The sequence below is a fragment of the Promicromonospora sp. NPDC057138 genome, from assembly GCF_042670845.1.
GTDB lineage: Bacteria > Actinomycetota > Actinomycetes > Actinomycetales > Cellulomonadaceae > Promicromonospora.
The window spans coordinates 15,936-37,960 of the sequence record NZ_JBHUUX010000021.1 but is presented as its reverse complement, the minus strand read 5'-3'; the positions used below and the strand labels follow the sequence as shown (position 1 = coordinate 37,960).

Genomic DNA, 22,025 nt, shown 5'->3' with positions numbered 1-22,025 from the left:
ACCCGGGGCCGATCGGAAGCTACTACCAGCGGTAGTGCGCGAAGGCCTTGTTGGAGTCGGCCATCTTGTGCATGTCCTCGCGGCGCTTGACCGCAGCACCGAGACCGTTCGACGCGTCGAGGATCTCGTTCATGAGACGCTCCGTCATCGTCTTCTCGCGGCGAGCGCGGGAGAAGTCGACGAGCCAGCGCAGCGCGAGCGTCGTCTGGCGAGGGGGGCGGACGTCGACCGGCACCTGGTAGGTGGCGCCACCGACGCGGCGGGAGCGCACCTCGAGAGCCGGGCGGACGTTGTCGAGTGCGCGCTTGAGCACCACGACCGGGTCGCCGTCAGTCTTGGTACGGACACCCTCGAGGGCGCCGTAGACGATCGCCTCGGCGGTCGACTTCTTGCCGTCGAGCAGGACCTTGTTGATCAGCTGCGTGACGACAGGGGACCCGTAGACCGGGTCGATGATGAGCGGCCGCTTCGGGGCCGGACCCTTGCGGGGCATCAGCTCTTCTCCTTCTTGGCGCCGTAACGGGACCGGGCCTGCTTGCGACCCTTCACGCCCTGCGTGTCGAGCGCGCCACGGACGATCTTGTAACGGACACCGGGAAGGTCCTTCACGCGGCCGCCGCGCACGAGCACGATCGAGTGCTCCTGCAGGTTGTGACCGACACCGGGGATGTACGCGGTGACCTCGACCTGCGAGGAAAGCTTCACACGGGCGACCTTGCGGAGGGCCGAGTTCGGCTTCTTAGGGGTGGTGGTGTACACGCGCGTGCACACGCCGCGCCGCTGGGGGGAACCCTTGAGGGCCGGAGTCTTCGACTTCACGGCCTTCGAGGTCCGCCCCTTGCGGACGAGCTGGTTGATCGTAGGCACTACGTCTCCGTCGTCTTCATGAGCTTCGGCGACGCCCTGCCGGCGTCCCCGTCGATGGTTCTGGCTTGTGCGTGCCGATCGCATGCGGCACCCACAGCCCCCACGGGGACTGCTACGCCACTTACCACCGGCTCGATGGCCCGGCTCCACCCATCGGGGCACGACGTGCCCCGGGAGGTTCTCGCCGGGGTGCCCACGCACTCACATCGGCCGCTTCCGAAGCCACCTTGCGGCGGCCTTCAAGAGGTGCGGCCCGACGGCGCAGGCACGGATTCCTAGGTTACTCGCGTGTTTACGGGGGGTCAAAACGAATCGGTGTGAGATTGCACCCGGAACCACAGCAGAGCGCCTACCGGGTCTCGACAGGCTCGACCACCGTGGGTCGAGCCTGTCGAGACCGGCAGGCGCTCTGGCTACTTAAGAGAACTGGATCAGCGGAAGTCGCCGAGGTCCAGGTCCTCCAGCGGGATCGCCTCGCCCGAACCCATACCGAGCGTCGGGAAGTCGATCTCGTCGTAGCCGAAGCTCGGGTAGAGCTCGGCCTTGGCCTGCTCGGTGGGCTCCACCTCGACGTTGCGGTAGCGGGGCAGACCCGTACCAGCCGGGATGAGCTTACCGATGATGACGTTCTCCTTGAGGCCGAGCAGCGGGTCACGGCGACCGCTCATCGACGCCTCGGTGAGCACCCGGGTGGTCTCCTGGAAGGAGGCGGCCGAGAGCCACGAGTCGGTCGCGAGCGAAGCCTTCGTGATACCCATCAGCTCCGGACGGCCGGCGGCCGGCTGGCCACCCTCCGACACGGCCTTGCGGTTCGCGTCCTCGAAGCGCATGCGCTCCGCGAGCTCACCGGGCAGCAGCTGCGAGTCACCCGAGTCGAGCACGGTCACGCGCCGCAGCATCTGCCGCACGATGACCTCGATGTGCTTGTCGTGGATGTCCACGCCCTGGCTGCGGTAGGTCTCCTGGACCTGGTCCACCAGGTGCGTCTGCGTGGCACGCGGGCCGAGGATGCGCAGCACCTTCTTCGGGTCGACCGCACCCTGCACGAGCTGGGTGCCCACGGTGACGTGGTCGCCGTCCGCGATCTTGAGGCGCGCACGCTTCGTGACCGGGTACTTGATCTCCTCGCCGCCGTCGTCCGGCGTCAGCACGAGGTGACGCGTCCGCTCGGTGTCCTCGATCGTCACGCGACCCGTGTACTCCGCGATCGGCGCCTCACCCTTGGGGGTGCGGGCCTCGAAGAGCTCGGTAACACGCGGCAGACCCTGCGTGATGTCCTCAGCGGCCGCCACACCACCGGTGTGGAAGGTACGCATCGTCAGCTGCGTGCCCGGCTCACCGATCGACTGCGCCGCGATGATGCCGACGGCCTCGCCGATGTCCACGAGCAGGCCCGTGGCCAGGGAGCGGCCGTAGCACTTGGCGCAGGTACCGACCCGGGACTCGCACGTCAGGACCGAACGGACCTTGACGCTCGAGATGCCCGCGGCGATCACCTTGTCGATGACGACGTCGCCCGCATCCGACCCGGCGGTCGCGATGACGTTGCCGTCGGCGTCCACCACGTCGGTCGCGAAGGTACGCGAGTAGATGCTGGTCTCGACGCGGTCGTCCGGGACGAGCGAGCCGTCCGGGAGCTTCTCCGCGACCGGCAGCGTGAGCCCACGCTCGGTACCGCAGTCGTCCTCGCGGATGATGACGTCCTGCGAGACGTCCACCAGACGACGGGTCAGGTAACCCGAGTCCGCCGTACGGAGGGCCGTGTCGGCCAGGCCCTTACGGGCACCGTGCGTCGCGATGAAGTACTCGAGGACGGACAGGCCCTCGCGGTAGTTGGACTTGATCGGACGAGGGATGATCTCGCCCTTCGGGTTCGCCACCAGACCGCGCATACCGGCGATCTGACGAACCTGCATCCAGTTACCACGGGCGCCCGAGCCCACCATGCGCATGACGGTGTTGCGCGCGTTGCTCTCGAGGTTGACCCGCATGGCCTGCGCGACCTTGTCGGTGGCCTGCGTCCAGATCTCGATGAGCTCCTGACGGCGCTCGTCGTCGGTGATCAGACCCTTGTCGAACTGCTGCTGCACCTTGAGGGCCCGCGCCTCGTGCGCCTCGAGGATCTCTCCCTTGACCGTCGGCGCGGCGACGTCGGAGATGGCGATCGTGACGCCGGAGCGCGTCGCCCACCGGTAGCCGGCGTCCTTCAGCGCGTCCAGCGCCGCGGCCACCTCCACCTTCGGGTAGCGCTCGGCGAGGTCGTTGACGATCGTCGACAGGCGCTTCTTGTCGGCCACACCGTTCTCGTACGGGTAGTCGACGGGCAGCGCCTCGTTGAACAGGTACCGGCCGAGGGTGGTGTCGAACAGGAGCTGCTGCCCCTGCTCCCAGCCCTCGGGCGCCTCGAAGTCCTTCAGCGGCGGCACGAGGTCCGACATCCGAAGCTTGATCTTGGCGTTGATGTCCAGCTCGTTGCGGTCGAAGGCCATGATGGCCTCGGCCACGGAACCGAACGCACGGCCCTCGCCCACGGCGTCCGGACGGTCGCTCGTGAGGTGGTGCAGACCGATGATCATGTCCTGCGAAGGCATGGTCACCGGACGGCCGTCAGACGGCTTCAGGATGTTGTTGCTCGAGAGCATGAGGATGCGGGCCTCGGCCTGCGCCTCGGCGCTCAGCGGCAGGTGGACAGCCATCTGGTCACCGTCGAAGTCGGCGTTGAACGCGCCGCACACGAGCGGGTGCAGGTGGATGGCCTTGCCCTCGACGAGCTGCGGCTCGAACGCCTGGATGCCCAGGCGGTGCAGCGTCGGCGCACGGTTCAGGAGCACGGGGTGCTCCGTGATGACCTCTTCGAGCACGTCCCAGACGACAGGACGCGTGCGCTCGACCATGCGCTTGGCGCTCTTGATGTTCTGCGCGTGGTTGAGCTCCACGAGCCGCTTCATGACGAACGGCTTGAACAGCTCGAGCGCCATCTGCTTGGGCAGACCGCACTGGTGCAGCTTGAGCTGCGGGCCGACCACGATGACCGAACGGCCCGAGTAGTCGACGCGCTTGCCGAGCAGGTTCTGGCGGAACCGGCCCTGCTTGCCCTTGAGCATGTCGGAGATCGACTTCAGCGGCCGGTTGCCCGGACCCGTCACCGGGCGGCCACGGCGGCCGTTGTCGAACAGCGAGTCGACGGCCTCCTGGAGCATCCGCTTCTCGTTGTTGACGATGATCTCCGGCGCGCCCAGGTCCAGCAGCCGCTTGAGGCGGTTGTTCCGGTTGATGACGCGGCGGTACAGGTCGTTCAGGTCCGACGTCGCGAACCGGCCACCGTCGAGCTGCACCATCGGGCGCAGGTCCGGCGGGATGACCGGGACGGCGTCCAGCACCATCGCGGTGGGCGAGTTCGTGGTCGTCAGGAACGCGTTCACGACCTTGAGGCGCTTGAGGGCGCGGGTCTTGCGCTGGCCCTTGCCGGAGCGGATGGTCTCCCGCAGCGACTCGGCCTCGGCGTCCAGATCGAAGTTCTGGAGGCGCTGCTGGATCGCGTTCGCGCCCATCGCACCCTCGAAGTAGGTGCCGTAGCGGTCCTGGAGCTGCCGGTAGAGCATCTCGTCGCCCTCGAGGTCAGCGACCTTGAGGTTCTTGAACCGGTCCCAGACCTGCTCGAGGCGGTCCAGCTCCTGGTCCGCACGCTTGCGGAGCTGAGCCATCTCGCGCTCGGCGGAGTCACGCACCTTACGGCGCGCGTCAGCCTTGGCACCCTCGGCCTCGAGCTCGGCCAGGTCGGCCTCGAGCTTCGTGGCGCGGGTGTTGATGTCGTTGTCCCGGCGGTCGGAGATCTCCTTCTTCTCGAGATCGATCTCGTTCTGCAGGTTGGGCAGGTCCTCCTGGCGGGCCTCGTCGTCGACCGACGTGATCATGTAGGCCGCGAAGTAGATGACCTTCTCGAGGTCCTTCGGGGCCAGGTCCAGCAGGTAGCCCAGGCGGGACGGCACACCCTTGAAGAACCAGATGTGCGTGACGGGCGCGGCGAGCTCGATGTGGCCCATGCGCTCACGGCGCACCTTGGAGCGCGTGACCTCTACGCCACAACGCTCGCAGATGATGCCCTTGAAGCGCACGCGCTTGTACTTGCCGCAGTAGCACTCCCAGTCACGGGTCGGACCGAAGATCTTCTCGCAGAAGAGCCCGTCCTTCTCCGGCTTGAGGGTGCGGTAGTTGATGGTCTCTGGCTTCTTGACCTCACCGTGCGACCAGGCACGGATGTCCTCGGCCGTGGCGAGGCCGATACGCAGCTCGTCGAAGACGTTGACGTCGAGCAAGATGTCCTACTTCCTGAAGTTCTCGAAAATCCTCGTGGTGTCCAGGCCCGCGCCTGGAGTCCGGGTCCGCGCCCGGTGCAACGGGCGCGGACCGGTATCAGATCTCGTCGACGCTGGAGGCGGCGTTGGGCCGCCGCGAGAGGTCGATCCCGAGCTCCTCAGCGGCGCGGTACACCTCGTCGTCGGACTCCTTCATCTCGATGGAGACACCGTCGCTCGAGAGCACCTCGACGTTCAGGCACAGCGACTGCATCTCCTTGAGGAGCACCTTGAAGGACTCCGGGATGCCCGAGTCGGGGATGTTCTCGCCCTTGACGATCGCCTCGTAGACCTTGACACGGCCCGGGACGTCGTCGGACTTGATGGTGAGGAGCTCCTGGAGCGTGTACGCGGCGCCGTACGCCTCGAGTGCCCAGACCTCCATCTCACCGAACCGCTGACCACCGAACTGCGCCTTACCACCCAGCGGCTGCTGCGTGATCATCGAGTACGGTCCGGTCGAACGCGCGTGGATCTTGTCGTCGACCAGGTGGTGCAGCTTCAGGATGTACATGTAGCCGGTCGAGACGGCCTCGGGGAACGGCTCGCCGGAGCGGCCGTCGAACAGCATCGCCTTGCCGTCCTGGTTGACCATGCGCTGGCCGTCCCGGTTCGGCAGGGTCGCCCCGAAGAGACCGCGCAGCGCGACCTCCTCCAGACCGTCGAACACCGGCGTGGCGACAGGGCGGCCCGGCTCGCTCGTGTGAGCGACCGCGGGGAGGCTCTCCAGCCACTCCCCACCCTTGTCCTCCGCCAAGGAGACGTCCCAGCCCTGCTTGGCGATCCACCCGAGGTGGGTCTCCAGCACCTGGCCCACGTTCATACGGCCCGGCACACCCAGCGGGTTCAGGATGACGTCGACCGGCGTGCCGTCCTCGAGGAACGGCATGTCCTCCTGCGGGAGGATCTTCGAGATGACGCCCTTGTTGCCGTGGCGGCCGGCCAGCTTGTCACCGACCGTGATCTTGCGGCGCTGCGCGATGTACACGCGCACCAGCTGGTTCACGCCGGCGGGCAGCTCGTCGCCGTCCTCCCGGTTGAACTCGCGCACCGCGATGACCGTGCCGGACTCGCCGTGGGGCACCTTGAGCGAGGTGTCGCGCACCTCGCGCGCCTTCTCGCCGAAGATCGCGCGCAGCAGGCGCTCCTCCGGGGTCAGCTCGGTCTCGCCCTTGGGGGTGACCTTGCCGACCAGGATGTCGCCCGCGCCGACCTCGGCACCGATGCGGATCACGCCGCGCTCGTCGAGGTCCGCGAGGACCTCCTCGGAGACGTTCGGGATGTCCCGCGTGATCTCCTCGGGGCCGAGCTTGGTGTCGCGAGCGTCGACCTCGTGCTCCTCGATGTGGATCGAGGAGAGGACGTCGTCCTCCACGAGGCGCTGCGACAGGATGATCGCGTCCTCGTAGTTGTGGCCCTCCCACGACATGAACGCGACCAGCAGGTTGCGGCCGAGCGCGAGCTCGCCCTCGTCCGTGGCCGGGCCGTCCGCGAGGACGGAGCCGACCTCGACCCGCGCACCCTCGTCGACCAGCACGCGCTGGTTGTAGCTCGTGCCCTGGTTCGAGCGGACGAACTTGTGCACGCGGTACGAGCCCGTCGTGCCGTCGTCGTTCGCCACGAGCACCAGGTCGGCCGAGACTTCGGTGACCACACCGGGCTTGGTCGCCACGATGACGTCGCCGGCGTCGACCGCCGCACGGCGCTCCATGCCGGTACCGACCACGGGGGCCTCGGACCGGACCAGCGGCACCGCCTGGCGCTGCATGTTCGCACCCATGAGGGCGCGGTTCGCGTCGTCGTGCTCGAGGAACGGGATCAGGGCAGTCGCGACCGACACCATCTGGCGCGGCGAGATGTCCATGTAGTCGACCTCGGCACCCGGGATGTCGTTGGTCTCGCCACCCTTGGTGCGGACGAGCACGCGGTCGAGGACGAAGGTGCCGTCCTCGAGCAGCGGCGTGTTCGCCTGCGCGATGATGTAGCGGTCCTCGTCATCGGCCGTGAGGTACTCGATGTTGTCGGTGACCTTGCCGTTCTCGACCTTGCGGTACGGCGTCTCGATGAAGCCGAACGGGTTGATGCGACCGAACGACGCGAGCGAACCGATCAGGCCGATGTTCGGGCCCTCAGGGGTCTCGATCGGGCACATGCGGCCGTAGTGCGACGGGTGGACGTCACGGACCTCCATGCCGGCGCGGTCGCGGGACAGACCACCCGGGCCGAGCGCGTTCAGACGACGCTTGTGCGTCAGCCCGGCGAGCGGGTTGTTCTGGTCCATGAACTGCGACAGCTGCGAGGTGCCGAAGAACTCACGGATCGACGCGACGACCGGACGGATGTTGATCAGCGTCTGCGGCGTGATGGCCTCGACGTCCTGCGTGGTCATGCGCTCACGAACCACGCGCTCCATGCGGGACAGACCCGTACGCACCTGGTTCTGGATGAGCTCGCCGACCGCGCGGATGCGACGGTTGCCGAAGTGGTCGATGTCGTCGACCTCGACGCGCACCTCGACCGGCTCGCCGTTGCGCATCCCCGAGAGGACCTGCTTGTCGGCGTGCAGGGCGGCGAGGTACTTGATCGTGGCCACGACGTCGGTCAGCGACAGCGTGGACTCGGCCAGCTGTGCGTCGACACCGAGCTTCTTGTTCGCCTTGTAGCGGCCGACCTTCGCGAGGTCGTAGCGCTTCGGGTTGAAGTAGAAGTTCTCGAGCAGCGCGCGGCCGGCCTCGACCGTGGGCGGCTCGCCCGGGCGGATCTTGCGGTACAGGTCCACAAGAGCCTCGTCCTCGGTGTGGACGTGGTCCTTCTCCAGCGTGTCGAGCACCGACGGGAACTCGGCGAACTCCTCGCGGATCTCCGCCTCGCTCATGCCGAGGGCCTTGAGCAGCACGGTGACGGACTGCTTGCGCTTGCGGTCGACGCGCACGCCGACGGCGTCGCGCTTGTCGATCTCGAACTCGAGCCAAGCACCGCGCGACGGGATGATCTTCGCGGAGAAGACGTCCTTGTCGCTGGTCTTGTCCGGGGTGCGCTCGAAGTAGACGCCCGGCGAACGCACCAGCTGGGAGACGACGACACGCTCGGTGCCGTTGATGATGAAGGTGCCGCGCGCCGTCATGAGCGGGAAGTCGCCCATGAAGACCGTCTGGCTCTTGATCTCACCGGTGGTGTAGTTCACGAACTCCGCGGTGACGAACAGCGGGGCCGCGTAGGTGAAGTCCTTCTCCTTGCACTCGTCCGCCGTGTACTTCGGCGGCTCGAAGCGGTGGTTCGAGAAGGAGAGAGACATCGAGGAGCCGAAGTCCTCGATCGGGGAGATCTCCTCGAAGATCTCCTCCAGGCCCGAAGTTTCCGGGACATCATTACGGCCAGCCGTCTTGGCAATTTCTACCCTGGCCTGCCAGGCTGGGTTACCAAGAAGCCAGTCGAAGCTCTCGGTCTGTAGGCCAAGCAGGTCCGGGACCTCGAGTGGCTCATAGATCTTCGCGAAGGAAACGCGACGGGAAGCGGTACGGTTCGCAATGGCTTCGGCGGACGGAGCTGAAGGGGTGCGCGAGGCAGCCAAGAGGGGTCCTTCCCTGCAGTTCGGGTGAACGCTGTACGCTCTGCGGTGCTGCAGGAAGCTCTGCCGGACTTCACCGGTCGCCGGAGGGCATCCCACAAGCGGGGATGCAACCAGGACTTTCGGGAAGCAGGGGGAGGCGTCGAGGGCACACGCGGGCGCAAAGCGCTAGCATACCTATCTGGCTCTAGTATGTCTAGTCGCCCTACTACCTGCACGCCGAGACCGCAATAACCCTCGAATCGTTGCGTATCCGCACTGGCACCCGAGCTGCCGCCCGCACCGCCGCGGCGCGGCGGCCCACCCGGGTGAAAACGAGCTGGGTGAACACGAGAGGCCCGCACCCCGAAGGGTGCGGGCCTCTGCAGTCGGCGGACGGCGCCCGGGACGAGCCCGGGCCGCCGTCACACCAGCCCGAAGGCGGTACGGCCAGAGGTCACTTGAGGGTGACGGTGGCGCCGGCGCCCTCCAGGGCGGCCTTCGCCTTCTCGGCGGCGTCCTTGTCGGCGCCCTCGAGAACCGGCTTCGGCGCGCCGTCGACCAGGTCCTTGGCCTCCTTGAGACCGAGGGACGTGAGCGCGCGCACCTCCTTGATGACCTGGATCTTCTTGTCACCGGCGGCCTCGAGGATGACGTCGAACTCCGTCTTCTCCTCGACAGCCTCGGCGGCGGCAGCAGCCGGACCGGCCGCGGCGGCGGCAACGGGGGCGGCAGCGGTGACGTCGAACTTGTCCTCGAAGGCCTTCACGAAGTCGGACAGCTCGATGAGCGTGAGCTCCTCGAAGGCGGACAGGAGCTCGTCGGTGCTGAGCTTCGCCATGATGGCGTTCCTTTCAGTAGGCGCTTCGCGGGCCGGTTCCGGCCCACGAGAAGCAGGGGGTGTTTACTGGCGCGGCCACCCGATCAGGCGGCAGCGCCCTCCGATTCCTGCTTCTGGCGCAGGGCATCGATGACGCGGGCGACCTGGGCGGGCTTGGCGGAGAAGGCGTATGCAGCACGCGTCAGCGTGGCCTTCAGACCGCCGGCCACCTTGGCCAGCAGAACCTCGCGGGACTCGAGGTCCGCGAGCTTCGTGATCTCTGCAGCGGTCATGGCGGCGCCGTCGAGCACGCCACCCTTGATGACCAGAGCAGGGTTCGCCTTGGCGAAGTCACGCAGACCCTTCGCAGCCTCGACCGGGTCCCCGGTCACGAATGCGATGGCGGACGGGCCCTTCAGGTCGGCGTCGAGACCCTCGACACCGGCCTCCTTGGCCGCGATCCCCGTCAGCGTGTTCTTCACCACGGCGTAGGTTGCGTTGCCGCTGAGCGACCGACGCAGCTCCTTGAGCTGCGCGACGGTGAGCCCGCGGTACTCGGTCAGCACGGCCGCGTTGGAGTCGCGGAACTTGCCCGCGATCTCTGCGACAGCGGCTGCCTTGTCCGGCCTCGCCATGGCAATCCTTCCGGTGGTTGTACCACCGTCCCCTGGGGCGTGAGCCCCGGGCGGGTCCCGGAAAAGAGAAAGAGCCCCGGCGCAGGCGCACGGGGCTCGGTTTGCGCGGCAGAGCCGCACTCGAGTTCGTCACCTGCGCAGGCCCCCGCTCTCAGCGGGACTTCGGTCTTCTTCCGCCCTGTGCTCGTGAAGAGCGGGCAGCGTCGGACAACCGGCGGTCTTGGGTTACCTGAGAATCATACATGGCTACGCGGGTGGTACTACACGGGCGGGCGGTGGCACGCACCACACGCTGCCGGACGGCGGCGGGGCAGCCGACGGGCGGGCTCAGCGGGGCAGGCCCTCCAGGGAGCCGAAGCACACCAGCGGTGCGGGCTCCGGCTCGCCCGCGAGCGCCGCCGCCAGCGCGGCTTCCGGGTCGTCGGTGGCGCGCAGGTGGGCGTGAAACCTCGGCATGACGCGGGCGGCGACGGCGTCCGACAGTGGGGCGACGGCGGCGACGACGGCGCGGGCGCCGAGCCGCAGGAGCACCGACGTCAGGCCGAGGACCTCGCCCCCGACCACCTGGGAGGAGCCGCCCACCTCGCACGCGGACAGGATCACCACCGAGCCGGGCAGGCGCGTGCCGTCGAGCTCGTGCGCGTACAGCGGGCCGTCGGCCAGGTCGATCGAGGCGAAGAGGGGGTTGTCGGCGTCGTGCGTGCCGTGCGTGGCGAGGTGCACGATGTCGTGAGTGGCCAGCGCCTCGCGGACCGCCGTCGTCGTCGCTGCAGCGCCGGTGAGGACGGTGGCTCCGGACCACACCTCGCCCACTGCCTGCACCTCGCTCGCGCCGAGCGTGACGCCCGGGCCGTGCGCGGCGAGCAGGCGGTGGCTCTCCCCCGGCCGCGGGTGCGCGCGCCCCCGCGCCACGTACGAGCGCATGGTGGTGCGCCGGCCCTGCCGGGACGGGAGCGCGGTCCACGGCACGCCGACCAGCGGGTCCCGGCCCACGACGTACAGCGGGCCGTCCGCCTCCAGCGGAAGGACCAGGAGGTCGTCGAGCGCGGCGAGGTTACGCGTCAGGGAGCGGCGGGCGACCTCGCGCAGCGCCAGGGGCACGAGGTCGTTGGCGCACACCCCGAGGTCGGCGCGTGCTCGTAGTACCCGCTCGGTGACGTCCGCCCTGGACCCCAGCTCGACGGTGCGCGCGCCGTGGGCGTCCACGCGGACGCAGCGCAGGGCGCCGTCGAGCACGAGGAAGTTGGCGACGACGGCGCCGTCGTCGCGGGCAGTCAGCAGCTCGCGCACCTCCGCCACGGTGGCGGGGCGCTCCTCGACGCCGGCGTCGTCGCCCGTGCGGTGCCAGGCGCGCTCGCGCGCCGTCGCCAGGAGCCTGCGGGAACGCTCGAACAGGGCGGCGCGCTCGGACGCGCCGTCCGGGTGGGTGATCCTGCGGCCCAGCACGACGAGCCCGCGGGCTTCGGTGACGAGGCCGCGCACGGCGGGATCGTCCGGCGCGGCCGCGCCGCCCACCCCCGCGAACGTGGCGCGGCCGCGTTCGACCGCCTCGAACAGCGCGTCGGGCCGGCCGGTGCGGACGGCGGCCGCGACGTCGGTCCGCTGCAGGTCGACGCCGTGCGCCGCGGCGGCGGTCACGGACTCCACGGAGCCGAGGCCCAGGCTGTGGTCGGCGAGCAGACCGAAGCCGATGCGGACGGCGGCGACGCCGGCGTCCCGGTCCCCCGACGCGAACGCGAGCTGGGCGAGCACCGTCTGCTGCTGGATCCGGGTGGTCAGGGGGGCGTCCGCCATCCCGTCCGGGAGGTTGGCGAGGACGGCGCGGGCGGCGACGACGTCGTCGGCCAGGAGGTACCAGTGCGCGGCGATGAACCGCGCGGCCAGGCCGGGGTGCTGCCCGACCAGCGGGTCCACCTCGTCCCCCGCCTCGGCCGCTTCGAGCGCCTGCTCGGCGCGCCGGCGCGCGTCGCCCGGTACGGGCACCTCGCCGCGCCGGATCGGCAGGAGGATCGCCTCCAGCTCGGCGACGCGCGCGATCGCGGCCCGCTGCGGGTGACCGATTCCGGCGTAGTACTGCCGGGCGAACGCCGCCCCCGCGCGGGCCTCGTCCCACCGGTGCAGCGCCATGAGGCAGCGCGCGCGGAAATACTCGGCCTCAGCGCGGTGCGGCGCCCGGCCGGGACCGGTCATGAGGGAGATCGCTTTGGTCAGCACGCGTTCGGCCTCCTCCAGCAGGCCTGCCTCGTAGAGGACAGCGCCGCGGCCGATGTCGAGCAGCCCGTCCGCGCGCTCCGGGTCGACGGCGCGGGCGGCGGCCATGGCCTGCAGCGCGCCCGGCAGGTCGCCGATCGCGTACCGCACGAACCCGGTGTTGTGCAGGGCGAGGGAAGCGACGTTGGTCAGGTCGGCACGCATCGCCTGCTCGTGGCAGGCGTCGAAGTCGCGCAGCGCCGCGTCCAGCCGCCCGAGCTCGATGGCGGTCGCGCCCCGGTTGAGCAGGGCCGTCGCGAAGTCGCGCGCGGGAAGCAGTGCCGGATCCGCGAGCACGCGGTCGAAGGCCGCCATGGCCTCGAGGTGCCGGCCGGCCCGCTGCAGGAGCAGACCGCGCGTCCCCTCGACGACCGCGGCGAGCCGCACCCGGGCCTCCGGTGGGGCCGCGTCGGCACGGGCGTCGGCGTCGTCGAGAATGGCCAGTGGCTTGTCCAGCGTGTCCTCGACTGAGTGGACCGCTACAGCCTCGCCCGCCAGGGAGCGCACCATGCCCTCGGCCCAGCGTTCGTAGTCCGCGGGCCCGAGGCCGGCGAGGTCCACGACCCGGAGCTTGTCGAGCACCTCCCGGAACCGGGGCAGCGCATCGCCGGGCCGCGACCGGGAGTTGAGCTCCCGGGCGGCCAGCAGCTCCGCCTCGAGTTCCGGCCACATGTCGCCCCCTAGCCATCTCACACCCCATGCGGGTATCTGGCGGGCCACGGTAGCGGGGTGTGCTGCCCCCTGTCATCGACCTTTCTGACGCCGCAGGTCAGGGACCCGTCGCCCGGGGGCGAAGCGGTTTAGGCGGGCGCGGAATCACCCGGCTGCGAGCCCCTCGACAGAGCTGAAGCAGACCAGCGGAACCGGCTCGGCGACGTCGGTGAGGGCCGCCGCGAGCGCCGCCTCCGGGTCGTCGGTCTCGCGCAGGTGGGCGTGCAGGCGCGGCATGACGCGAGCGGCGAGCTCGTCTGAGAGCTTGGCAACCGAGGCGATGACCGCGCGGGCGCCGAGGCGCAGGAGCACCGACGTGAGGCCGAGGACCTCGCCGCCGAGCACCTGGGTGGAACCGCCGACCTCGCACGACGACAGGATCACCACCGAGCCCGGCAGTGGTGTTCCGTCCAGCTCGTGGGCGAACAGGGGGCCGTCGGCCAGGTCGATGCTCGCGAAGAGGGGGTTGTCGGCGTCGTGCTGGCCGTGGGTGGCGAGGTGCACGACGTCGTGCGTGGCGAGGGCCTTGCGGACTTGCTCGGTGACGGCGTCGTCGCCGGTCAGGACGGTTGCGCCGGGCCAGTGCTCGCCGACGGCGTGGGCCTCAGCGGCACCGTGCTTCACGCCTGGGCCGGCGGCTGCCAGCAGGCGGCGTTCGCCGGTGGGCCGGGCGTGGGTGCGGCCGCGGGCGACGTAGGAGTTGACGGCGGTGCGCAGGCCACTGCGGGACGGGAGTGCGGTCCACGGGACGCTGAGCAGGGGTTCGCGGGCGACGACGTAGAGGTCGCCGTCGGCGCGGAGTGGGGCTAGAAGGATGTCGTCGAGCACTTTGAGATTGCGCGCCAGAGAGGAGCTGGCGGCTGCGCGGAGCGGGGCCGGGATGAGGTCGTTGGCGGCCATGGCGAAGTCGGCGCCCAGGCGGCGGACGCGTTCGGTGACGTCTTCGGCTGGGCCGAAGTCGATGGTCGTCACTGTCTGGGCGTCGACACGGACGCAGCGAAGTAGACCATCGATCACCACGAAGTTGGCCACCACCGATGTGTCGTCACCACGCTCGGCAAGGACATGCTGCAGCTCGCGTGCTGTGGCCGGTCTCTGGACCGCGCCGGCATTGCCTGCGTGCCGCCACGACCGCTCTCGAACCTCGTCCTGGATGCGGCGCGCGCGCCGTGTGAGCCGCTCACGCTCTCTAGCCGCAGCTGCGTCCAGCAGACGAGCCTTGGCCAGCAGGCCACGTGCCTCGGTAAGGAGCGCTGCGGCCCCTGGATCGTCGGGCGGCGTGACCCGGCCCGTGCCAGCAAACGTGGCGCGTCCCCGCTCAAGCGCATCGAACAAGGCGGCGGGACGGCCCGTTCGTACGGCGGCCTCGACATCTATTCGAGTCAGGTCAACGGCGTGCGCGGCGGCAGCCGTGACCGATTCGACCGATCCCAGTCGGCTGCGGTGGTCAGCGAGCAGGCCCAGACCCGCCCGCACCGCGCGTAGACCTCTGGCACGGTCCCGCGTCGCGAACGCAAGTTCTGCCTGGACGGTGTAGTGCTGGATCCGCATTGTCAGGGGGGCACTTGTGAGACCACGCGGCAGTTCAGCGAGCGTTTCGCGGGCAGAGTCGAGATCACCCGCAATCAGCGACCACTGCGCCGCGACCAAGCGCGCTGCGTGACCGGGGTGCTGGCCGAGGACGGGGCCTGCGGCGTCACCTTCCCGGGCCGCCTCAAGCGCCTTCACGGCTCGTCGACGGATCGCGCGATTCGTCAGTGTTTGCGCACCACGACGAACCGGCGCGAGCGCGGCCTCCAACTCCAGGACCCCGGCCAATACCGCCCATTGTTCGTAGCCTGCCGCCATAAAATGTGTGCGCGCGCGGGCAGCAAAGGCCGACGCCTCATCGAAGCGGAGGAGAGCGAGGAGACACCGGGCGCGGGAGTATTCGGCGATGGCGCGGTCTGTGCGTAGGCCCGCCTTGAGCAACTGAGGGATCGCTGTATCCAGCAGGGATTCGGCCTCGTCAAGGAGGCCCACCCCGTACAGCACCTCGGCCCGGCCTTGCAGTGGAATCCCGTCATCCTGATCCGGCGCAAGTTCACGCGCGGCTGCCATCTCAGCGAGCGCCGCAGGCGCATCGCCAAGCATGCTCAGGTAATAGCCGGAGTTATGCCGCGCAAAGGCCACAAGCACTGGTGCGCCTGCCGCCTCTGCGTGCTGCACCGCCGCGAGGTTGTCGGCCACCGCCCCCTCGACGTCGCCGAGGTCCGAGAGGGCGAAGGCTCGATTGAGATAGGTAATGGCCAGGTCCCGCGGCTCGCTGTCGTCACTGACCGCAAGTACCCGGTCGAAGAGTCGTACTGCCTCCGCAGGCTCCCCTGCGCCGAGCAGGAATGACCCTCGCTGCCCTGCGGTCACCGCCTCGATGCGCTGGCGCTCAATACCGTCCAGCAGCTGCGCCGCGCCCAGCGCCCGGTCGAGCAGCCCGAGCGCTGCGGGGAGGTCTCCGGTACAGGCAAGATCCGCCTGGGCGAGCCCCATCCATGACCGGGCGATGAGCCACGCCCAGGTCTGTCGGCCGGCACCGGTCAGGTCCGTCTCGTCGTACGAGTCAAGATCGCGAAGCAGCGCTTGGAACTCGCGGCGAGCGCGACGCGGACGGGCGCGGGCATTCCACTCCCGCGCCCGTTCGAATCGCTCGGTGAGCGATTCGAAGTCCGACCTACTGCCCACCACCGCTCAACGCACCCCCGGATCAGTCCTTCACACTGGCACTCCGGGTACCTCCGAATAGAGATCCCCGACTCGAGTCACAGCATGCCAGGCGTCGCTGACCCGGCCCAGTGCGTCCGTCGCCGGCACACGGCCGGCGGCTCTGCTTGTGAAGATCTCTACCGCGAGCTCGCCCGCGAGTCGGGGCGCCGAGAACGACGTTCCGCTCCAGGTGCCGTAGCCATGCGTGAAGTCGTCCGGGTCCGCCGTCTGGCGTAGACCGTCCGCTGAGCGCTCCCCTTCGGCGGCCCCGTCAAACGTCGTCGGCATCGTGCTCAGGACCTGTACGCCCGGCCGGACAGCCGCGATCCAGGGCCCATCGTTACTGAAGTCGGCCAGGGTGCCATCCGGGTTGGACGCCGCTACACCCAGCAGCGGTGTGTAGTCCGGGTTGAGGTCGTGCGCATTACTGGGCACGACCCCGAGGCTCGTTCGCCGAACCGGCGGTGCCCAGCCCGCAGGGAACGACTTGCGGGTGGATCCGTCGTTACCGGCGGACACCACCACGAGCACGCCAGCTCGACGCAGGTCACGGAGTCTGCCGCGGTAGATGCCCTCGTAGTCGTCGTCGTCCTCGGGGTGCTCCAAGTAGTAGCCGCTGGCGATCACCACGACATCGACGGGGAAGTATCCCGAGACTCCTGCCAGTCCACGGAGGTGGAACTCAAGGAGCCGTTCCAGGGAGCGCGCGAAGTCCCACTCGGATGCGGTGCCGTCCCCGCCGTACACCCGAACTGGGAGCAGCGCTGCATCCGGGCACGTCTGATGTACGACCCCGGCGATGAAGGTGCCGTGCCCGGCATACGGGTCGAGTGGCGATGCCGCGCCGTCGCGACGCCCCTCGCGTTCCGCATCCACGTCTTCCTCGGGATAGGTCCCGATGGCCTGGCCATCGAGCTGTGCATCACGGAGGACGACAGTTCCAGGCTCGTCGAACCATGGGTGCTGGCCGATGCCTGTGTCCAGGATTGCGATCACCGGCCGGTCAACACCGCCCACGGTTACCAGCGGCGACAGCCCGTTGGCTGCGCGCACGGGCGCTGAGCCCGGGTATACCGCAGGAATCCGCTTGTCTGGGTCCCCATATCCGCCGTGATTCCTGTGACCAGTGACCACGTGGTCCAGCGACATCCGCTTGCGGTTGTCCCCCGCGTCATCCGCGACCGAAGCCAGCAGCCCGACCGCGTCCCAGTCGTCCCGGACGTCGTCGAGCCGCACCTCGATGTCGGGCCGCGCACCCAGGACGTCCGCACCTTCGCGCGACGGCGCCTGGTCGAACTCGCCCGTCGTCACGGTCACGCCGTTCTCGCGGGCGCGGGCCGTGATCATCTCGACCAGCGCGTTGTGACCACCTTCAGCATCGCCGCGGACGATCACTCGGTCGCGCACGTAGCGGGTCGGCGCCAGGCGCCCGCCGGGGAGCTGGTCCGACGTCGGATCCAGCTCACGAACCGGCCGCCATCCTCCGGAGTGGTCACGGACGCGCATTGCAGGACGCTCGGGCATGGGCTCACTCACAGCAGCACCTCTCCATCGATAGGCATACTCGGTAGACCCCGCCGCACCCCCGCGGCGGGATCAGAGACTCAGGCATTCAGAAGTTCAGGAACTCAGCATTCAGAGTTCGATGACCGGCGTACTCACGGCCCCGCCCCCGCCGTCCGTCCGGCGCACCACCAGGCTCGCGCGCCCCCGCTCGACGGAGTCGAAGGAGAACCGGCCCTCCTCGTCGGAGGCGACCGTGACGACGTCGACCCCCGGGCGGTGCAGCTCCACGTCCAGGCCCGCGGCAGGGGCCGCCCAGCCGTCGATGCGGACCCGGCCGCCGGCGGCCGGGGACAGGCTGATCATGACGGTCAGCGAGTCGTGAGTGAAGGTAATTGTCTTGGCCTCGGCGGGCGCGGCGTCGTCGGCACGTGCTGCTGCGGCGGCCCCCCGGACGCCTGCGAGCGGCGCGTCGAGATAGACGGCCTCCATCAGGTCGGCCTCGAGGCCGGCCAGCGTGATCGCGAACAGCGAGCGCTCGACGAGGTCGCTCGGCACCGGGTCCAGTTCCTCGACAACGTGGGCGAGGCGGGTCAGCAGAGCACCGTCCTCGGCGTCCAGCGCGCCCTTCGGGTCGAACGAGAGGTCCCCCACGGCCTCGTCGTCCTTGTTCGGTTCCGGCGTCAGGTCCACGAGAAGTCCCCCTGCTCGTCGAGGATGGTGCGCAGCTTCGCCAAGCAGCGCCCACGAGTCGAGCCGATGGAACCCATCGGCATTCCGATCGCCGCCGAGATGTGCCGGTAGTCCGGTCGGTCGGCGAGCGAGACCAGACGCAGCAGCTCTTGGCAGCGTCCGGGTAGTTGTTGGAGCGACGTCCACAGGATGCGGTCGCGCTCCTCGCGCAGCACCTCGGCGTCCGGCAGCGGGTCCTTCGCGGGAAGCGCCATCGGGTGCTCCGGGCTGTCGTCCGGGAGCTCGGTGCGGCGCTTCTCGTCGTCACGGTGCTTGCGCACGGCCTCCCAGGCGGCGCGCTTCGCCGTGACCAGGAGCCACTTCAAGACGGCCTTGGGCTCCGCGATCGTGTCCGCGTGCTTCACGAGCGCCACCCAGGTGCTCTGTACCACGTCGTCCGCGGCGTCGTGTTCGACCCCCTGCGCGCGGACGGTGTGCCACAGCAACGGCGTGGCCTCGCGAACCAGGTCGCCGAGGGCTTGATGGTTGCCCTCGCGGTACTCGGTCAAGGCGATCGCAGCGCGATCGCCGAGCGTGAGCCCGGGCCCGTCGACGTCGGGCAGGGCCTCCCTTGATCCTGTCATTGCACCACGGGATTCTCTGCTGGCGGTTGCTTCCACGTCCGATACCGGATGTGGAGCACTTGGACCAGCCGAGTCTACGGCCGACACTGCGGATCCGGGGAGGTAGAAGACTGTGCCCATCAGGCACTCCCCTCTCCTCGGCGCAGGTCGGCTCGATGCCGCTCACCAGACAAGAGGGCGGGACGCCGAGTTCGATACATCCTTTTGATGGCAAATCAAAAAGGCCCGCATCCCCTTCGGGATGCGGGCCTTCTCGCGCTCAGGAGCGCACTCGGATCAGGCCGAGGCGTCTTCCAGGAGCTTGGTGGTCTTGCTCTGGTCCAGCGGGATGCCGGGGCCCATCGTCGTGGTCATGGTCGCCTTGCTGATGTAGCGACCCTTCGACGACGACGGCTTGAGGCGCAGGACCTCGTCGAGCGCCGCAGCGTAGTTCTCCAGCAGCTGGGTCTCCGAGAAGGAGGCCTTGCCGATGATGAAGTGCAGGTTCGCGTGCTTGTCGACACGGAACTCGATCTTGCCGCCCTTGATGTCGGTGACGGCCTTGGTCACGTCCATCGTCACGGTGCCGGTCTTCGGGTTCGGCATGAGGCCGCGGGGGCCCAGCACCTTACCGAGGCGACCGACCTTGCCCATGAGGTCCGGCGTGGCGACGGCCGCGTCGAAGTCGGTGTAGCCGGCGGCCACCTTCTCGATCAGGTCGTCGCCGCCGACCTCGTCGGCACCGGCCGCACGGGCCTCCTCCGCCTTGGCGGCGTTGGCGAACACGATGACCTTCGCGGTCTTACCCGTGCCGTTCGGCAGGTTGACCGTGCCACGGACCATCTGGTCCGCCTTACGCGGGTCGACGCTCAGCCGGAACGCGACCTCGACGGTCGCGTCGTACTTGACGGTGGCGGTCTCCTTCGCGAGACGGATCGCGTCAAGCGGCGCGTACAGCGCCTCGCTGTCGATCTTCTCCGCGGCGGCGAGGTACGCCTTGCTGCGCTTTGCCATGTTTCTCTCCTTGTGGTCGTAGCGGGCCTGCGGCCCTGCCACTGCTGGTGCCCGACGACGTCCGCCGGGTCACCTTGGTCTGACGGGTCTCGTCACTCCGAGACGGTGATGCCCATCGAGCGGGCCGTGCCCGCGATGATCAGCGACGCGGCGTCGAGGTCGTTCGCGTTCAGGTCCGGGAGCTTGGTCGTCGCGATCTCGCGGACCTGAGCCTTCGTGATCGAGGCGACCTTGACCGTGTGCGGCGTCGGCGAGCCCTTGGGCACGCCGGCGGCCTTCTTGATCAGCTCGGCGGCCGGCGGGGTCTTCGTGATGAAGGTGAACGAGCGGTCCTCGTACACCGTGATCTCGACCGGGACGACGTTGCCGCGCTGCGACTCCGTCGCGGCGTTGTACGCCTTGCAGAACTCCATGATGTTCACGCCGTGCTGACCCAGGGCCGGGCCGATCGGCGGAGCCGGCGTCGCGGCGCCGGCCTGGATCTGCAGCTTGATGAGGCCGGAGACCTTCTTCTTCGGGGGCATGCTTGTCTACCTTCTGTTCGGTTGGGCCGACGCCGTGGGCGATGACCCGGTTGCAATGCTGAGGAACTGACGACTCAGATCTTGGCGACCTGGTTGAACCCCAGCTCGACCGGGGTCTCCCGGCCGAAGATGGAAACGAGGACCTTGAGCTTCTGGGCCTCGACGTTGATCTCGGAGATCGAGGCGGGCAGCGTGTCGAACGGCCCGTCTGTCACGGTCACCGACTCGCCGACCTCGAAGTCGACGTGCACCGGGGCCTTGCCACCGGTCGCCGCGCCGCCACCGGCGGCCGGCTGACCGGCCTGGGCGGGCTGGGGCAGCATCGACGGCGCGAGCATCGAGTAGATCTCGTCGAAGCTCAGCGGCACCGGCTGGTGCGTGTGCCCGACGAAGCCCGTGACGCCCGGCGTGTGCCGCACGGCGCCCCACGACTCGTCGGTCAGGTCCATGCGCACGAGGACGTAGCCCGGGATGCGGACCCGGCTCACGATCTTCTTCTGCGCGTTCTTGATCTCGGCGACCTCTTCCATCGGAACCTCGACCTGGAAGATGTAGTCCTCCATGTTCAGGCTCTGGATGCGGTTCTCGAGGTTGGTCTTCACGCGCTTCTCGTAGCCCGCGTACGAGTGGATGACGTACCAGTCACCAAACTGGCTGCGGAGGGTTCGCTTGAACTCCTCGACCTCGTCCACGATGACGTCGCCGTCGGCGTCGACGGTGCGCTCGTCGGCGGCGTCGCCCTCGACCTCGCCCTCGTCAGTGGTCTCGGCGTCGGTGTCAGCCGGTGTCTCGGCGTCCGCAGGCACGTCAGCGTTCTCGGCGTCCAGGGGCGCGTCGACGACCTCGTCGGAGGCGTCGGACGGCGAGACGTTCTCCGTCTGGTCCAGAGAGTCCTGGGACACGAAACGAACCTGCTTTCTCTTCGTGCGCCGGGGCTGCGCCCGGCACGGGTGTGCGTACCTCTACGAGCTGTGTCGTGCCATTGTCGCGCGAAAGTGCCGCGAAGGAACAATCGGCGTCAGGCGAGAACGATCACAGCGAAGTACTGCGCAGCGTGCCGCATGTGCTGGCCCGGCGCACCCGGACCGACGTCGGCCCGGGATCGGGACCGGCTACGGCCGTGTCAGCCGCTGTCCGAGACTGCCTCGATCAGGCGAAGACCCAGCCGGCGAGCAGGCCGAACGCGTAGTCCAGCGCCACCACGAAGATCATGACGACGACCAGGAAGACGAGCACCACCGTCGTGTACGTCACGAGCTCGGAACGCGTCGGTGCGACGACCTTCTTGAGCTCGGCCACCACCTGGCGCACGAAGAGCGCGATTCGGGCGAAGATGTTGCCGCCGCCCTTGCTCGGACGCTCCGCGGCGCTCTGGATCACCTCGGTGTCGCTCACTGCTACCCCACTCCTGTGGCCCCGCGCGCCGGGCGGCGCGGACTGGCTTTCCAGGTCCACTCACGTGGGCCCGCTGCGCGCGGCCCCGCTGGGGTTCACGCTGGCAGGGTAGACAGGACTCGAACCTGCAACCTGCGGTTTTGGAGACCGCTGCGCTACCAATTGCGCCACTACCCTCTGTGTTTCGACGCTTGTCAAGTGTTCACACAAGCCCCCGGAGAGGCATGCCACAAACGGCGAGCATCGATCACCGAGGCACAACTGTACGGTACCCACGGCCGTAGGTCGAACCCGTTCCGGGCGGGCGCTTGGGGTCTCGACAAGCTCGACCAGCGGGGCTCGACCTGCGGGGCTCGACCTGCGGGGCTGT

General features: G+C 69.0%; 15 protein-coding genes and 1 tRNA gene. All 16 read right to left on the bottom strand.

Annotated elements, in window-relative coordinates:
* Window positions 1–22: 22 nt before the first annotated feature.
* The 16 genes from rpsG to ACFT2C_RS13755 all read right to left on the bottom strand — a co-directional run bounded on the left by rpsG (window position 23) and on the right by ACFT2C_RS13755 (window position 21,832).
* A complete protein-coding gene (rpsG, locus tag ACFT2C_RS13830; RefSeq protein WP_377207644.1) occupies window positions 23–493 on the bottom strand; it encodes a 30S ribosomal protein S7 in 471 nt (156 codons plus the stop codon).
* Window positions 493–867, bottom strand: a complete 375-nt coding sequence (rpsL, locus tag ACFT2C_RS13825) for a 30S ribosomal protein S12 (protein WP_369370999.1) — start codon at window positions 865–867, stop codon at window positions 493–495. Before rpsL ends, rpsG begins: the two co-directional genes overlap by 1 nt.
* A gap of 431 nt (window positions 868–1,298) precedes the next feature.
* Entirely contained in the window at window positions 1,299–5,183 is a 3,885-nt protein-coding gene (locus ACFT2C_RS13820) for a DNA-directed RNA polymerase subunit beta' (RefSeq protein WP_377207643.1), read from the bottom strand.
* A 97-nt stretch (window positions 5,184–5,280) separates the two neighbouring features.
* Window positions 5,281–8,793 carry a DNA-directed RNA polymerase subunit beta gene (rpoB, locus tag ACFT2C_RS13815; RefSeq protein WP_377207642.1) on the bottom strand — a complete coding sequence of 1,171 codons (3,513 nt, stop codon included), beginning with the start codon at window positions 8,791–8,793 and terminating at the stop codon, window positions 5,281–5,283.
* 433 nt (window positions 8,794–9,226) lie between these two features.
* Window positions 9,227–9,610: a 50S ribosomal protein L7/L12 gene (rplL, locus tag ACFT2C_RS13810; RefSeq protein WP_377207641.1), complete on the bottom strand. Its 384-nt coding sequence runs from the start codon at window positions 9,608–9,610 to the stop codon at window positions 9,227–9,229.
* An 83-nt stretch (window positions 9,611–9,693) separates the two neighbouring features.
* Window positions 9,694–10,224, bottom strand: coding sequence for a 50S ribosomal protein L10 (gene rplJ / locus ACFT2C_RS13805; RefSeq protein ID WP_377207640.1), 531 nt, complete (start codon window positions 10,222–10,224; stop codon window positions 9,694–9,696).
* A gap of 327 nt (window positions 10,225–10,551) precedes the next feature.
* Window positions 10,552–13,146: a CHAT domain-containing protein gene (locus ACFT2C_RS13800; RefSeq protein WP_377207639.1), complete on the bottom strand. Its 2,595-nt coding sequence runs from the start codon at window positions 13,144–13,146 to the stop codon at window positions 10,552–10,554.
* 144 nt (window positions 13,147–13,290) lie between these two features.
* Complete coding sequence (locus ACFT2C_RS13795; RefSeq protein ID WP_377207638.1) at window positions 13,291–15,906, bottom strand: CHAT domain-containing protein; 2,616 nt, start codon at window positions 15,904–15,906, stop codon at window positions 13,291–13,293.
* A 27-nt stretch (window positions 15,907–15,933) separates the two neighbouring features.
* Complete coding sequence (locus ACFT2C_RS13790) at window positions 15,934–17,241, bottom strand: S8 family serine peptidase (protein ID WP_377207637.1); 1,308 nt, start codon at window positions 17,239–17,241, stop codon at window positions 15,934–15,936.
* A gap of 318 nt (window positions 17,242–17,559) precedes the next feature.
* Window positions 17,560–18,120 carry a hypothetical protein gene (locus ACFT2C_RS13785; RefSeq protein ID WP_377207636.1) on the bottom strand — a complete coding sequence of 187 codons (561 nt, stop codon included), beginning with the start codon at window positions 18,118–18,120 and terminating at the stop codon, window positions 17,560–17,562.
* Window positions 18,111–18,743: an RNA polymerase sigma factor gene (locus ACFT2C_RS13780; protein WP_377207635.1), complete on the bottom strand. Its 633-nt coding sequence runs from the start codon at window positions 18,741–18,743 to the stop codon at window positions 18,111–18,113. Before ACFT2C_RS13780 ends, ACFT2C_RS13785 begins: the two co-directional genes overlap by 10 nt.
* Window positions 18,744–19,019: 276 nt before the next feature.
* Window positions 19,020–19,736: a 50S ribosomal protein L1 gene (rplA, locus tag ACFT2C_RS13775; RefSeq protein ID WP_377207634.1), complete on the bottom strand. Its 717-nt coding sequence runs from the start codon at window positions 19,734–19,736 to the stop codon at window positions 19,020–19,022.
* Window positions 19,737–19,828: 92 nt separating this feature from the next.
* Window positions 19,829–20,260: a 50S ribosomal protein L11 gene (gene rplK / locus ACFT2C_RS13770; RefSeq protein ID WP_108492315.1), complete on the bottom strand. Its 432-nt coding sequence runs from the start codon at window positions 20,258–20,260 to the stop codon at window positions 19,829–19,831.
* Window positions 20,261–20,334: 74 nt separating this feature from the next.
* Window positions 20,335–21,162: a transcription termination/antitermination protein NusG gene (nusG, locus tag ACFT2C_RS13765; protein ID WP_377207633.1), complete on the bottom strand. Its 828-nt coding sequence runs from the start codon at window positions 21,160–21,162 to the stop codon at window positions 20,335–20,337.
* Window positions 21,163–21,409: 247 nt separating this feature from the next.
* A complete protein-coding gene (gene secE / locus ACFT2C_RS13760) occupies window positions 21,410–21,655 on the bottom strand; it encodes a preprotein translocase subunit SecE (protein WP_377207632.1) in 246 nt (81 codons plus the stop codon).
* Between the two features lie 101 nt (window positions 21,656–21,756).
* Window positions 21,757–21,832 (bottom strand) — tRNA-Trp (locus tag ACFT2C_RS13755).
* Between the last annotated feature and the right edge of the window lie 193 nt (window positions 21,833–22,025).

Excerpts from the sequence above, each read along its gene's own strand:
- rpsG (WP_377207644.1), bottom strand. The coding sequence starts at position 493 with ATGCCCCGCAAGGGTCCGGCCCCGAAGCGGCCGCTCATCATCGACCCG.
- rplL (WP_377207641.1), bottom strand. The coding sequence starts at position 9,610 with ATGGCGAAGCTCAGCACCGACGAGCTCCTGTCCGCCTTCGAGGAGCTC.
- rplJ (WP_377207640.1), bottom strand. The coding sequence starts at position 10,224 with ATGGCGAGGCCGGACAAGGCAGCCGCTGTCGCAGAGATCGCGGGCAAG.
- ACFT2C_RS13800 (WP_377207639.1), bottom strand. The coding sequence starts at position 13,146 with ATGTGGCCGGAACTCGAGGCGGAGCTGCTGGCCGCCCGGGAGCTCAAC.
- ACFT2C_RS13780 (WP_377207635.1), bottom strand. The coding sequence starts at position 18,743 with ATGACAGGATCAAGGGAGGCCCTGCCCGACGTCGACGGGCCCGGGCTC.
- rplA (WP_377207634.1), bottom strand. The coding sequence starts at position 19,736 with ATGGCAAAGCGCAGCAAGGCGTACCTCGCCGCCGCGGAGAAGATCGAC.
- rplK (WP_108492315.1), bottom strand. The coding sequence starts at position 20,260 with ATGCCCCCGAAGAAGAAGGTCTCCGGCCTCATCAAGCTGCAGATCCAG.